We start from the raw sequence: 13,116 nt of genomic DNA, 5'->3' as shown, positions 1-13,116 counted from the left end.
TTTGTACCGGCGCCGGTCGCGCCGGGCTCGCGCCGTCTATCTCCGGTGCAGCCCGCATTCCTTTTGCTCGGGGTTCTCCCACCACCACCTTCCCGCGCGGGCATCCTCTCCCGGCTGAACCACCCTGGTGCAGGGGGCGCAACCGATGGAACGATACCCCTGCTTCAGAAGGCGGTTCTGCGGCAGACGGCGCTCTGTTGCGAAGTCCAGCAACTGGGCCTCGCTCCAGTCGAGCAGCGGGTTGATCTTGATGATGCCGCCGTTCAGCGTATCAAGTTCGATGGCCTTCAGGTCCGTCCTGGTCACGCTATGTTCGCGGCGCAAGCCGGTGACCCAACCGGAAAGCTCCTTGAGCGCGCGCCCGAGCGGCTCCACCTTGCGGATATGGCAGCACTCGTGGCGGTTATCCAGCGACTCGCGGAAGGAGAAGAGCCCCTTCTCGCGTTCGAGCTTTTCCACCGCCTCGTGCCGGGGAAAATACCAGTCGATCTTGATGCGGTAGCGCTCTGTGATGGCATCGGCCACCTCGTAGGTCTCCTCATTCAGCCTGCCGGTGTCGAGCGCGAAGACGCCGACCTCCAGACTGGCCTCACGGGCCAGCTCGATGATGGCCACGTCCTCGAGGGAGAACGAGCAGGCGAGCTTCACGGGGCCTTGCGCTGCGGTCACACCGAGGCGGAGAATCTCCTGGGCGGTGGCGTTTGGGGCGACTTCGGGAACAGATGTCATATTGGCTTCCTCTTGGATAGATTCGAGACGGGTATTCCCTCTCAAAAAAACTTGAGTCACCTTTTACCCTATCACACCAACACAGTCAACAAAAATATCATCAATTTCAGACAATATCGGTAGGTTTTATTCAAGCACACGTTACACCCTCTTCAACGACGCCAGGCCTATGAAGTTAAGTATCTGTTTAAACACAATTATTTAAAATGACACCGGCTATACAAAATGTCACACGGCAGTGGAATATTTGAGACACACAGCGCAAAACAAGAACTATTGTCGACATATAAGGTAGGAAAACAGAAACGGATAAGACCGCCGCAACCGGGATGCGGCTCACCCGGTGCGGAGGATCTGGTAGTGACGTATCAGTCGGGGGGGGAAACAGGGAAGCAAAGCTCTGACTAGTGATGCTGATGCAGCACCTGGATCTTTCTCCAGGCACCGGAGCGGAAACGAAGCGACCAAACCACAGCCGTGAAGAAGACAAAACAGGTGGCGAGGGTCCATTCCGCGACGAGGCTCGGGATCAGCCAGGAGATGAGCCACAGCAAAAGGAGAAAACCTGCCGAGCAGTAGAGGAAGGTACGGGCGACCCAACCGGTGTCACCCGCCGAAGAGAGAACGCACCCAGTCATCACGTTGGCGGCGTCGAAGAGGCAGTAAAAGGCGACGAATTTCATGATAACAGAACCGGTCTCGATGATGCGGGCGCTTTCTGGCCCGGTCCCGGCGAAGAGCGACATGAGCGGTCCCGAACAGGTAGCGAAGAGAACCGCCATGGCGAACATCCAGATCTCGCAGACGATAAGTGACTGCGACGCGATCTCTGGAACCTGGTCGTCCTCCCCTGCCCCGCGGGCGTGCCCCACCAGGACTCCTGCCGCCTGACCAAGTCCAAGGGCCGGGAAGAAGGCCATGCCGTTGATGCGGAAGGCGATGCTGGAAGCGGCGAGTTCCACGGTACCGAGCCTGCCGAGCGCGACGAGAAAAAGGGTCCAGGCGCAGAGCTCGCCGCTGATGCGAAGTCCCATCGGCATGGCGAGTTTCAAGAAGCGTGAAAAGTCCGGCCACGCGAGGCGCCTAGCGATACGGTCGGACCAACCTCCCGCGACCATGAAGATGCCGCTGTAAAGAAAAGCGGCGACCGCCTGGGCTGAAACGGTGGCAAGAGCGGCACCTGCGATTCCCAGGCGCGGTAGCCCCCATTCCCCGAGGACCAGCCCCCAGGCAAGCAGTGCGTTGACTACGAAAGATAAGAAGGTGACCGCGGTGACCAGGGCGGGCCTGCCGATGCCCGAGAGCCAACCGGCAAGTGCGGAACCGAGCACGGGGAAGAGCGAACCCGCCATGCAGATCCCGAAGTAAGCGGTCTCGTCGCGCGCGACCTGCGGGGCGTGCCCGGCTAAAAGGAAGAGCTGCGCAAGCGGCCAGGCAAACGCCAGTGCCGCGACGCCGGAGATGAGCGAGGTATGGATGCCGAGCCAGGCGGACCTGCGCACGCCCGCAAGGTCGCCGCGGCCGTGGTTGTGGGCGACGAAGGTCCCGGCGTACCCGGCTGTGCCGAAGAGAAAGCCCTGAAACAGGATGACGGCGAGCCCCGACGGACCGATCGCCGCCACCGCCTCGCTGGAGTACCGAGAAAGGACGATGGCGTCGACGATCTGCATCAGGGTTATTGCGGAGGTGGAAAGTATCATCGGGCCTGCCAGTTTCAGCAGGCGCGGTACGTGGTTCATTGCCGACAAAGCGTGCCCTTCCTTGTTCTTCGCTTGGCGGCCTCACTCGTGACGCAGGGCGTCGATGGGGTTGAGACCGGCTGCCCGGCGCGCCGGGAAATAGCCGAAGATAACCCCAATGGCCGCAGAAAACAAGAAGGATAACAGGTTGATCTTGACGTCAAACAGGTACGGTATGTTCATGGCGTGGGCGAGCGCCATGGAGGAAAGCGTGGCAAGGACGATCCCCACGATGCCGCCCATGCTTGAGAGCACCACCGCCTCGACCAGGAACTGGAGGAGCACCTCCCGCTCCAGCGCGCCGATGGCGAGACGGATGCCGATCTCCCGCGTCCTTTCCGTCACCGAGACCAGCATGATGTTCATGATGCCGATGCCGCCGACCAGAAGGCTCACCGCGGCCACGGCACTCAGCAGCATGGTGAGAATCTTTGTCGTACTCGTGAGCGTCTGGGTGATCTGCCGGGTGTCCATGACCCGGAAGTCGTCCTCCTCGTTCTCGCCGATCTTGCGCCGCTCGCGTAAAAGGAGGGTGAGCTGTTTCGTGGCGGCGTCAATGGACGCTCCCTTGCGCACCGAGACGGTGAAGCGGCTCACGTCCTGGGTTCCGGTCAGTCGTCGTTGCACGGTCCTTAGCGGCATGATGATGGAGTCGTCCTGGTCCGAGCCCATCCCGGACTGTCCCTTCGATTTAAGCACCCCCACCACCTCGCAGGAGAACTCCTTGACCCTGATCTCGCTCCCCACCGGGTTCTGGCGCCCGAAAAGCTTCTGACGCACCGTTTCGCCGATGACGCAGACAGCCTTCCCTCCCCTCTCCTCCGCGTCGGTGAACATCCGGCCAGCGGAAAGCTCCCAGTTGCCGGCGTGGAAATAGTCGTTGGTGGTGCCGCTTACCACCGTCGGCCAGTTCTTGGACTGGTAGACCGTCGTGGCCGATTTGCCGGTTATCGGGGCGACCCACTCGGCGCTGGAGATCTGGCTCTTTATGGCGTCGATGTCGGCACTCTTGAAGCTGGGCGCCGCGTCCGAGCCCGGCCCGAACCGCTGACCGGGCATCACCATCAGGAGGTTACTACCCATGCTGGAGATCTGGTCAGAGACAGACTTCGTGGCGCCGTTACCAAGCGTTACCATGACCACCACGGCGGCGACGCCGATCACGATCCCCAGTACGGTGAGAAAGGAGCGCATAAGGTTGCGGCGAATGGCGCGCAGGGAGAGTAGAAGCGTATTCCAGAACATCAGAGAATCTCCCTTTTGCGCTCGTCGCTCTCCAGAAAGCCGTCCACGAAATGGACCACGCGCCGGGCGTAGGCGGCGATATCCGGCTCGTGGGTCACCATGAGCACGGTGATGCCGAGCTTCTCGTTCAGGCTGACGATCAGCTCCATGATCTCCCGGCTGGTGCGGGTGTCGAGGTTCCCGGTCGGCTCGTCGGCGAGAAGCACCTCAGGACGGGTCACGATGGCGCGGGCGATGGCGACGCGCTGCTGTTGTCCTCCCGAGAGCTCTGCCGGGGTGTGCGACTCCCACCCCTTTAGCCCCACCTGCGCAAGGGCGGCCCGGGCAGCCTCGTGGCGGGACGAGGCGGGCTCGCCCCGGTAGATGAGCGGCAATTCCACGTTTTCCAGCGCGGTGGTGCGCGGCAGCAGGTTGAACCCCTGGAACACGAAGCCGAGGCAGTGCCGGCGCAGAAGGGCCCGCTGGCTCCGCTCGAGCCGCTCCACCTGCACGTCCTTCAGGCGATAGCTCCCGCTCGTCGGGGTGTCGAGGCACCCGAGGATGTTCATGGTGGTGGACTTGCCCGAACCGCTCGGCCCCATGATGGCGAGGAAGTCGCCGGAGTCGATCTCCAGGTCGATCCCCTTCAGCGCCTGAAAGGCGGCGTGGCCGCGGCCGTAGGTCTTGGTGATGCCGGAGAGGCTGATCAGCGGAGACGCACTCATTTCGCCGTCTCCAGAGTTTCCGTGATCACCTGCATGCCGGGCTGCAAAGCGCCGGAGACGATCTCGGTCATCTTGCCGTTGCTGGCACCGGTCTTCACCTCCACCGCGGTCGGCCTTCCCCCCTTGAGCACCCAGACATGGTGCAGACCATCCTTCGTCGTCACGGCGGCCTGCTTCGGGGCGGCCTGGGGAGGGCGCGGCATGAGGGCGCCGATCACGCCGCCCGATTTCTTCGAGGCAGTTTCGGCCGCGGGCGGGGTGAAGCGCAACGCCGCGTTGGGGACAAGGAGCGCCTTGTCACGCGTCACCGTGGTTATCTCGGCGGTCCCGGTCATCCCGGGGCGCAGGCTGAGATCGCTGTTATCCACCTGCAGAACGGTGAGGTAGGAGACCACGTTGTTCTTGGTCTGCGAGCCGTAGCTCACCCTGGTGATCACCGCCTGGAACTTTCGGCCGGGATAGGCGTCCACGGTGAAGGTCGCCTGCTGACCCACCTTCACCTGCCCGACGTCCGCCTCGTCCACGTCCACCTGGAGCTCCATCTTGGCGAGGTCCTCGGCAAGGGTGAAGAGGGTCGGCGCGGTGAAGGAGGCCGCCACCGTCTGCCCAGGTTCAATGCTCCGCTTGAGCACAACGCCGTTGATCGGGGAACGGATGCTCGCCTTCTCAAGGTTGGTCCGGTCCGATTGCAGGTTCGCCCGGGCCTGGGTCACCGTGGCGCGCGCGTTTGCCTCGTTCGCCTCGGCGCGCTTGAGGTTCGCCTCCGCGCTGTCCATCTCCGCTTTCGAGGGGACCTTGCCGCCGGAAAGCTGGGAGACCTGGCGGTAGCGGGCAAGGGCCGCCTTCGCCTCCGCCGTGGTCGCCTGCATCTGCAGCACCTGGGCCTGGGCGGCGGCGAGCGCCGCATCGGACTTCACCACGGCGTCTTTCAGCTTGGAGAGATCGAGGAGCGCCAGCACCTGCCCCTTCTTCACCCGGTCGTTGTCGTCCGCGAGCACCCGTTCCACCATCCCTGAAAGCTCACTCCCAACGTCGACCTGGTTAGTCGGCTGCAGATTCCCGGTCGCAGAAACCTTCACCACCAGGGTGTCCTGCTGGACCGCTTCGGTGGCGAAGGCTAGCGCCGTCTCCTTGGTGGCAGGGCGCAGCGCATACGCGATGGCTGCTACGACGATAACCGCAATGAGCGCGATCAAGAGCCGGCGTTTCCAGGTCCAGGCGCCGGTACGGACTTCCAGTATGTTTTGGAGCGATGCCCCATCTGTCTGCTGCATGTGCGTATCCTTCATCGGTTTTATTGTTCTCCTTCGTGGCGCCAGCCGCCGCCGAGTGCCTTGTACAGCGCGACCAGGGATTGGAGTCTGTCGCCGCGGGTCGCGGCAAGGGTGTCCTCTACACTCAACACGTTTCGTTCGGTGTCGACCACGGACTGGAAGTCGATGAGGCCCGCTCCGTAGCGCTGCCGCGCCATTTCCGCCGCACTGCGCGCCGCCGTCACCGCAGTCGAAAGGGCCTTCTCACGTTCCTGATTTCGCGATAGCGATACCAGCGCGTTCTCCACTTCCTGCAATGCGGTCAGCACCGACTGCTGGTAGGCCACCAACGCCTGTTCACGCACCGCGTCCTGGATTTCCACCTGAGCGCGCAGCTTGCCGGCATCGAAGACCGGAGCGGTGATCCCCCCGAGGATCGATGATTTGGCCGCCGACGCGCCGAAGAGCCCGCCTGCGGTCAGCGCCTCGACGCCGATGGAGCCGGAAAGCTTGAGGGACGGGTAGCGGGCCGCCTCGGCGACACCCACCCGAGCTGTCTCTGCCGCGAGTTTCCGCTCCGCGCCCCTTACGTCGGGACGCTGGCGCAGCGTCTCCGCCGGGATGCCCACCGCGACCTCGGCTGGAAGGGCGGGGAGTTCCCGTACCGCGGCGAGCCTTTCCCGCAGGGTTCCCGGCGTTTCCCCCAGAAGGAGCTCAAGGCGATGCTCCGCCTCGGCAAGACTCGTCTCGAGCGCCGGGATCTGTGCCTTCGTCTGCTCCCGGTTGCTGTGCGCCTGCTCCACGTCCTGTACGCTTACCAGCCCCGCCTGGGAACGCCACTCGGTAAGCTGCAGCGTCTCAGACTGGCTCGCCAGGTTGTCGCGGGCGATGCCAAGCCTCTTCTGCAGGGTGCGCAGCTCCAGGTAGCTCTGGGCCACCTCGGCCGCCAGGGTCACCTGTACGTCCTCAAGCGAGGCGGTGCTCGCCTCGAGGTCCGCGCTTGCCGCCTCGACGCCGCGGCGCACCCCTCCGAAGATGTCGAGCTCCCAGCTCGCGTCGAACCCGGCGCTGAACAGATTTGCCGTGGCGCCGCTACCGGACTTTTCGCTGGAGCGGCTGCGCGTGGCGCTTCCCGATGCGGTGACGCCGGGATACCGGTCCGCGGCAGCCACCGAGCGCCGAGCGCGTGACTCGCGCAGTTTCGCCTGCGCGCTGCGCAGGTCCGGGCTTGCCGAAAGCGCCTTCTCGATCAGCTCTGAAAGAAGCGGGTCATCCAGCGAGAGCCACCATCGGCTCAGGTCGTAGTTCTCCCCCCCGGTGGTGCGCGTGCTTCCCTTGGCATCAAGCTGCTGCCAAGTGGCGGGCGTCTTCACCGCAGGGGTGACGTAATTCGGGCCGACGGTGGCGCACCCCACGAGGCCCATGGCGGCGCACGCTATAACTGCGCGAGCCAGCGTTGAAGTCTTCATCTCATCCTCTAGGTAATCGTTCGTTTAAAAGCCAGCCCAGTATAGCGACAATGGCATTACGGCGTTGTAAAGAATTGAAATGTCTACGGTTACCGTTTTTTACAAAACTTTACGCTGCGTCGCAGCAGGTCTTCACTGGAACAGTTTCCGTATTGCCAACTGGGGAATTCGCTGTAACATCTCCCCCCAGACACAGAGGAAATCTATGTCTGTATCAAGGAGGATTGTATGAAAGTCGCAGCGTTCGTCGTACTGTCTCTGATCGTATCGGCCCAGGTGTGGGGTTACGATGCGGACTCCCAGTGCGTGGTGTGTCACAGTGACAAGGCGAGGTTGAAGGCGCTTGGCGCCGAGTCGATGTACCTTGATCCGACACAGGTTGATCTCGAGGTGAACATGCCGGGGGCAACCTGCGTGGACTGCCATCTAGGCGAGGGAAAGGAAAAGGACAAGGAAGCGGCGCATCGCGGCATGCTGCGCCCCTTCGTCGTTGGGGTGGGTCCCAAGGTCAAGGGCGAGGCACTGTCGCGGCAAGCGGCAGGTGCGACAAAGGCCCTTCTGCCGCGCTCGTCGGACATGGAGGCGCTCATCCCGGAAGGGGATCCGGCGAAGTTGGCTGCTGCGGGGGCCAAAGTGGCGACGGGTATCCACTGGCAGGACCGTGATCCAAAGACCTTCGCCTTTTCCCCAGACATCGCACGCAAGACCTGCGGCAGGTGCCATGAGCAGGAGGTGAAGGATTATGCAAGCTCAGAGATGGGATTGAACAAGCACCAGAGGTCGTTCCGCAGCTGGTCAGAGAAACTCCCCGGCCCGCAGAACTGCGGCATGTGGTTCGGGCAGAACTACGACAACCTGAAAAAGCAGACCGCGGTCCCCTACTCCGAGGCGCAAAACGACGCATCGAACCGCGCCTGCAACATGTGCCACGCCGGGTGCAACGACTGCCATTACAAGCCGCACGCAGGCACCGGCAGCCACCGCTTCGGCCGTCCCGACACGACCAGTTGCTACGGCGGCGGTCGCGGCACCATCTGTCACGCGGGTCCCATGGACCGCAGGCGCGGCGCCGGGTATTTCCGCGGCGATTACTCCTTCCCCCCGAACCTTCCGCAGGAGGCGCACTTCAAGGCCGGGGTCACCTGCACCGACTGTCATAAGCCCACCAACCACAAGTTCGGCCACTTGGGTTCCGAGCAGGCACGGAGTTCCTGCAAAAACTGCCATGCTGAAATCGTCAAGGCAGTTGAGTCGTCACCCCACGCCAAAGTCGACTGCGCCGCCTGCCATGTGACCGTGGTCGGCGCCTACCAGTACACCTTCTGGGGCCCGGGCGTGACCTTCGGAACGGAGACTCCTTACGGCAAGCACAAGGAGTATTACGGCACCCGCGACCTCCCCACCATCATCAAGAACGCGGACGGGCGCTGGATCGGCGTCAAGCCTTACCCGATGGCGGTGATGAACCAGACCATGGAGCTTGCCCCCACGGGGCTCTTGTTCCGCGAGATCCCCAAACGGCAGGTGCCGGGGAACACGGCGATCGGCGAGCCGTCCTCTTTCGAGGCGGTGCGCGGCGCACGCGATGTCAACGACGCGTACATCGGGGTCGGAACGCGCGGCGGTCTTCCGTCAGGCAACAAGGCGATCCTTTGGGTGCAGATGGACAAGATGAGCCATGCCATTGGAAAAGCGCGCGGTTGTGGGACGTGTCATGATTCAGCGGTGCAGGTGGGGAAATCAGCCTGGAACTACTTTGAGAAGACCGACGTTAAGAAGGCCTTCAAGGGTAGCTATACGGTGCTTGCCGACAAGGACGGGCTAAGGTTCACCGACCAGACTTGGGACAAACCGGAACCGGCGGGGAACCGGAAGCTGGAAGATTTCGCCCCCTTCGCCCTGTTCCCGATGAACGCCTGGGACGTGAAGGGGATCGACTTCTCGCTGCCCTACAACAGAGAAAAAACCGACACGGCACGCAAGGAACTCGATGATTTCCTTGCGCAAATCTCCAATATCAAGGGACCCGAAGGAGCCAAGCTCAGGGGTATCGCTTATCACAACTTAAAGCTGGCAATCTCAATGTTGCCACGACGTTAGGACTTAAAGCCGCAAAATTTTCCGCGCAAGCACACCTAAAGAAAGGGCCTCACCATAATCTGGTGGGGGCCCTTTTTCTTTGTCCCCTGCGAGGCCCCTGTATGCGGCCGGCGCATCCAACTGGTGGGATTTCCACCCTTCTCTTTTTTAATTCAAGCTAATCCTTGACACCCTCGGCAACATTAATACATTTAAACCGGCAGATAGTCCTGCTCTGTCGTGGCAGTCAAAAGCTCACGCCGTAACGAGTAAAACAAGCTTTGGGTGCCAGGCGGCAGCGGCATGTTAACCGCAGCACAACCAACGGGTTCAGCAGGAGGTACACCAGGTTTCTGGACACCATCCCGCTGGCTAAGAAAAGGTCAGCAAGAGCTTGGTCTAGGGTGGGAACAGGTGGAGAAGGAAACGGAATAACTGAGGGCGCAACTGTGAACTCTGCATGGTTCTAGAAGGAGGTGTGTGAGGAAACTTGGCTTCGCCAACTAAAAGGAGGACGTCATGAACGTGATGAGGTTTCAGAAAACAGCCCTGAAGGTATCTATGATCAGAAAACTCTTTGTAGGTGTGGTGCTGTCATTGATGGCAGGCTGTGGCGGTGGCGGAGATGGTGACAATGGCCCTACTGCCCCGTCCGGGTACACTGGAAATATCGCCCCGGCTAAAATTTCCGAGGCCAACGCAAAGGACGTTTCCATAGGTGCCTACACGGGAGGCGAAATCGCGACCAACCTTGGCGTATTAAAAACGGTGGACGGGTCCCCTGTAACTCAAGGGCCACTGCTCCACGAAGTGGTACGCGTTTTCCAGAGCAGCGTGTCGGCCTTATCGCCGGTGCAAAAGCAGACCAACAAGGTCGCAGATGCCACTATCACGGACCAAGACACCATCAACGGTTACAGCGGCTCGATAAGCTATTCAATGACGGCGAGCGATAACGGTACAGCTAGCGGCACCATCGTCTACAACTCCTACAAGAGCTACGCCAATGCGCCATTAATCGATGGCAGTGTGAATTTCTCCGCCACATACAACACGTCCACCGCTTCACTTTCCAGCTTCAGGATGACCTTCGTCAACGTTACCGCCAGCACGGGAACGGAGAGCGTGACCTTGGCGGGAACCTTGGCAATCTCCGGCACCGAATCCACCATCACAACTACCATAACGATGACCCTCACCGATAACGTGACCCACAAGACCTACGGCATGTCCAATTACCAACTGGTCATGACCCAAAGCGCCAGCGGCATTTCGATGACCCTAAGCGGCACCTATTACGACCCCGTACATGGTTACGTAGTCATCAGCACGGTGAGCCCGGTCACGACCTCCTATGCGTCAGGGGTTCCGGATAGTGGCGTGCTGCTTTTCACGGGAAGCAACGGCACAAGGGCACGTCTCACTTTCACCAGCACCGGCTACGTGGTGGAAGCCGACTCAGGCACCGGCACCTTCGTGGTCGTGCCCTAGCGCTCCCCTTATTAACCTTGTGAACAAAAGAAGGGCCCACTTCTATCGAAGCGGGCCCTTTCTTTTCCGGGCCTCATCCGCCCCACGGCGGAGGCGGATATCGATCCCCTAGTGCCTCGTGAGCTGGCGCAGCGTCTCGTTAGCTTCCTGGAGCTTTTTGTTCAGGATCTGAAGCTCATCGCGGGTGTAAGTGGTAGCACCCTTCTCGTTGATGGCCGTTTGAAGCTTTTTGATCCTGTCCTGGATGCTGTCTACCTGGTTGTTGCAGTCTTTGATGAGAAGAGCGCAGTCCCGCTCGCAGTTGGCGTCGCCGGCCTGATGCTGATGCATCATGTCGTGGGTCGTCGTGTTTTCCGCCCACACCGGAACCGCTGCCGAGAAAAGTGATACCGCCATCAACACTGCCAATTTGCGTTTCATAGTAAATCCTCCTGGTCTGAGTTGGTTTTATGTAGCGACATCCGCGCTACCTGCCTTCATATGAGCATCAGGCATGCCAACCCGTAACAGGCTGATTTCACGTCATCAAAAAGATTGCACTCAAAAAGAGTAGAGAATATCCGACAACACTCGCAGCATATTCCTCAGGAATCTAGGCGCCGCCGGCCGTACCAGCGATGGTGACCAGAGCGACCACGAGCCTCCTCCCTTCCGCATCCCCCAGTACGTCCAACTGAACCTCTCTGGCGTCGGCGGAGACCTCCTTGCGCTTTATCCCCATACGGTCGACCACCAAGGTCTCCCTGTCGACCCAGAGGTGCTCCTCGGCATGGCTAAGCACGTCGGCCACTACCCCGAGATATACCTCGAGCATCTTGTCGTCCTTCCCTATTTCCAGAAGCCTCGCCTCGATATCGGCGAGGTTTTTCTCCACCTCGACTACATTCGGTTTCTCACCGGTAGTGGGATCGAAGCCCCACCCCTCGCGCTGCAAAAGTGACAGCTTCGAGTTCAGCAGAGCGCGGTGCTTTTCCAGACCGCCGCGCCTGGTCTTGATCTCGGCGACCCTGCCAAGGGCAATGCGCAGCAGGTGGTCGTAGGCGCGGCGCTTCAACTGGTACCGGGTCTCCTCCTCCTTCCCGCTCACGTCCATGAGGCGGTGCGCCTCGAAGCTGACCGACACCTGCGGCACGTCCTTCAAGATGACGTCGCCGGAAATCTCGGCGCCAAGCCCCACCCGCTCCATCTTCTGCATGAGCAGAAGCCCGGTTGCGCCGTGGCGCATGCCGTGCCTTTCGCGCAGTTCGGCCAGGCTTGGCTCCTGCTCCAGGAATATCCGCAGCTCGTTTGTCGAGATGAAATAGGTGCGCAGGTGGGGATCGCTGTCGTAGGCGGCAACATCCAGCATAAGCGGGGACGCGGTACCGTCCACGAGGGCAACGACGTGCTCGATGGCATGCAGCACGGCTGGACGGAGCTTTTTACGATAACCGGAGACGGCCCGGATCCAGGGATCGGTGCCGTCCACGGCCCGCTCGATGGCTTTTATGACGAGGGAATCGGGGATGCCGCCCCCTTCTTTGCGGGGGCGGCGGAAGATGGACTGAAAAAACCTGAGCAACGCTTCCTCCTGCTTCTAGATCACTTTACGTCCTTTGTTTTGGTCTGCTCGATGTCGAAGTCGCGCTTCATCGTGTAGAGGGTCCTGATCAGCTCGTACTCGAACGGTGAGCCGGTCTGGCGGTACCTGAACGGGGTGCGGTGCCTGCGGTCGACTGCGTAGACGCCGGAATAGACCCAGGTGGCGGTGCTGTCGTTCACCCAGGCGACTGGGCCGATGTAATTGAAGGTGGCAAGGTCGGCCACAAACCCGGTGGTGTCCCGGACGTTGGACGCGCCGAACACCGGGAGCATGAGGTAGGAACCGTCGCCGGTTCCGTAGTGCCCGAGTGTGAGCCCGAAGTCATCGGTCTGGCGCTTCAGGCCGAAATGGGTGGCAGGGTCCCAAAGCCCGGCGACGCCCACCGTCGAGTTGATCACGAAGCGACTCACCGTGACCCCGGCGGCCTTCAATTTGAACTGGAACAGGTTGTTAGTCAAGTTGGTTATTTCGTTGAGGTTGTCGATGGCGTCCGAGACGCGGTCCTCCAGGTAATCGGGCATGATGATCTCGTAGCCCCGCACCACCGGGCGGTACAGGTACTCATCGAAGTAATAGTTGAAGCGGTAGCTCCCCCGGTTGAACCCCTCCACGGAGTCCTTCACTTCGAGCATGTTGGGCTGCCCCGGCTTCACGAAATCCTCGTAACGGCGCAGCGGCGGCTCCACGGGCCCGGTCGTGACAGGAAGGGTGCTGCAGCCTGCCGCCAGGATGGCGCCTGCCGCAACGACGAGAAGACGCGCGCGTCCCCTTCCCCGCCGGCCGCGCAAGTTATTGGAACCTTTGCAGGGGGCGTGCTTTTTCATG

The 13,116-nt window shown here is 61.3% G+C and carries 11 protein-coding genes; 2 read left to right on the top strand and 9 right to left on the bottom strand.

The genetic code is table 11. The annotated features are described in order from the left end of the window. Window positions 1-36: 36 nt before the first annotated feature. From E8K79_RS00695 to E8K79_RS00670, 6 genes are all read right to left on the bottom strand, one after another. The gene (locus E8K79_RS00695; RefSeq protein WP_281276050.1) at window positions 37-747 is read right to left on the bottom strand and encodes a phosphoadenylyl-sulfate reductase; all 711 of its coding nucleotides are present in this window, start codon (window positions 745-747) and stop codon (window positions 37-39) included. A gap of 386 nt (window positions 748-1,133) precedes the next feature. After that, window positions 1,134-2,468, bottom strand: a complete 1,335-nt coding sequence (locus E8K79_RS00690; protein ID WP_136513017.1) for an MATE family efflux transporter — start codon at window positions 2,466-2,468, stop codon at window positions 1,134-1,136. Between the two features lie 42 nt (window positions 2,469-2,510). Beyond that, on the bottom strand, window positions 2,511-3,713 hold the full coding sequence (locus E8K79_RS00685; protein ID WP_136513016.1) for an ABC transporter permease: 1,203 nt from the start codon (window positions 3,711-3,713) through the stop codon (window positions 2,511-2,513). After that, window positions 3,713-4,417: an ABC transporter ATP-binding protein gene (locus E8K79_RS00680; RefSeq protein WP_136513015.1), complete on the bottom strand. Its 705-nt coding sequence runs from the start codon at window positions 4,415-4,417 to the stop codon at window positions 3,713-3,715. The genes E8K79_RS00685 and E8K79_RS00680 overlap by 1 nt, the downstream gene beginning before the upstream one ends. Then, the gene (locus tag E8K79_RS00675) at window positions 4,414-5,691 is read right to left on the bottom strand and encodes an efflux RND transporter periplasmic adaptor subunit (protein WP_246043654.1); all 1,278 of its coding nucleotides are present in this window, start codon (window positions 5,689-5,691) and stop codon (window positions 4,414-4,416) included. Before E8K79_RS00675 ends, E8K79_RS00680 begins: the two co-directional genes overlap by 4 nt. A 20-nt stretch (window positions 5,692-5,711) precedes the next feature. Further along, window positions 5,712-7,139, bottom strand: coding sequence for an efflux transporter outer membrane subunit (locus tag E8K79_RS00670; RefSeq protein WP_136513013.1), 1,428 nt, complete (start codon window positions 7,137-7,139; stop codon window positions 5,712-5,714). A 228-nt stretch (window positions 7,140-7,367) separates the two neighbouring features. Here E8K79_RS00670 and E8K79_RS00665 point away from each other — a divergent pair, with 228 nt between their 5' ends. Both E8K79_RS00665 and E8K79_RS00660 read left to right on the top strand, forming a co-directional pair. Further along, window positions 7,368-9,239, top strand: coding sequence for a cytochrome c3 family protein (locus tag E8K79_RS00665; RefSeq protein ID WP_136513012.1), 1,872 nt, complete (start codon window positions 7,368-7,370; stop codon window positions 9,237-9,239). Between the two features lie 813 nt (window positions 9,240-10,052). Continuing rightward, window positions 10,053-10,709: a hypothetical protein gene (locus E8K79_RS00660; RefSeq protein ID WP_136513011.1), complete on the top strand. Its 657-nt coding sequence runs from the start codon at window positions 10,053-10,055 to the stop codon at window positions 10,707-10,709. A 108-nt stretch (window positions 10,710-10,817) separates the two neighbouring features. Here the strand turns inward: E8K79_RS00660 and E8K79_RS00655 are convergent, their stop codons facing one another. The 3 genes from E8K79_RS00655 to E8K79_RS00645 form a co-directional block, all read right to left on the bottom strand. Beyond that, window positions 10,818-11,129, bottom strand: coding sequence for a hypothetical protein (locus tag E8K79_RS00655; RefSeq protein ID WP_135870216.1), 312 nt, complete (start codon window positions 11,127-11,129; stop codon window positions 10,818-10,820). 172 nt (window positions 11,130-11,301) lie between these two features. Further along, complete coding sequence (locus E8K79_RS00650) at window positions 11,302-12,270, bottom strand: hypothetical protein (protein ID WP_136513010.1); 969 nt, start codon at window positions 12,268-12,270, stop codon at window positions 11,302-11,304. A gap of 20 nt (window positions 12,271-12,290) precedes the next feature. Next, window positions 12,291-13,115, bottom strand: coding sequence for an MlaA family lipoprotein (locus E8K79_RS00645; protein ID WP_136513009.1), 825 nt, complete (start codon window positions 13,113-13,115; stop codon window positions 12,291-12,293). Between the last annotated feature and the right edge of the window lies 1 nt (window position 13,116).

This window comes from Geomonas edaphica, assembly GCF_004917075.1.
Classification (GTDB): Bacteria; Desulfobacterota; Desulfuromonadia; order Geobacterales; family Geobacteraceae; genus Geomonas; species Geomonas edaphica.
The sequence above is the reverse complement of the archived record's forward strand: the minus strand, read 5'-3'. Positions and strand labels throughout refer to the sequence as shown.

Bases quoted from the DNA above. Each gene is read 5' to 3' on its own strand.
- E8K79_RS00675 (WP_246043654.1), bottom strand. From the start codon at position 5,691: ATGCAGCAGACAGATGGGGCATCGCTCCAAAACATACTGGAAGTCCGT.
- E8K79_RS00685 (WP_136513016.1), bottom strand. From the start codon at position 3,713: ATGTTCTGGAATACGCTTCTACTCTCCCTGCGCGCCATTCGCCGCAAC.
- E8K79_RS00655 (WP_135870216.1), bottom strand. From the start codon at position 11,129: ATGAAACGCAAATTGGCAGTGTTGATGGCGGTATCACTTTTCTCGGCA.
- E8K79_RS00665 (WP_136513012.1), top strand. From the start codon at position 7,368: ATGAAAGTCGCAGCGTTCGTCGTACTGTCTCTGATCGTATCGGCCCAG.
- E8K79_RS00690 (WP_136513017.1), bottom strand. From the start codon at position 2,468: ATGAACCACGTACCGCGCCTGCTGAAACTGGCAGGCCCGATGATACTT.
- E8K79_RS00680 (WP_136513015.1), bottom strand. From the start codon at position 4,417: ATGAGTGCGTCTCCGCTGATCAGCCTCTCCGGCATCACCAAGACCTAC.
- E8K79_RS00670 (WP_136513013.1), bottom strand. From the start codon at position 7,139: ATGAAGACTTCAACGCTGGCTCGCGCAGTTATAGCGTGCGCCGCCATG.
- E8K79_RS00645 (WP_136513009.1), bottom strand. From the start codon at position 13,115: ATGAAAAAGCACGCCCCCTGCAAAGGTTCCAATAACTTGCGCGGCCGG.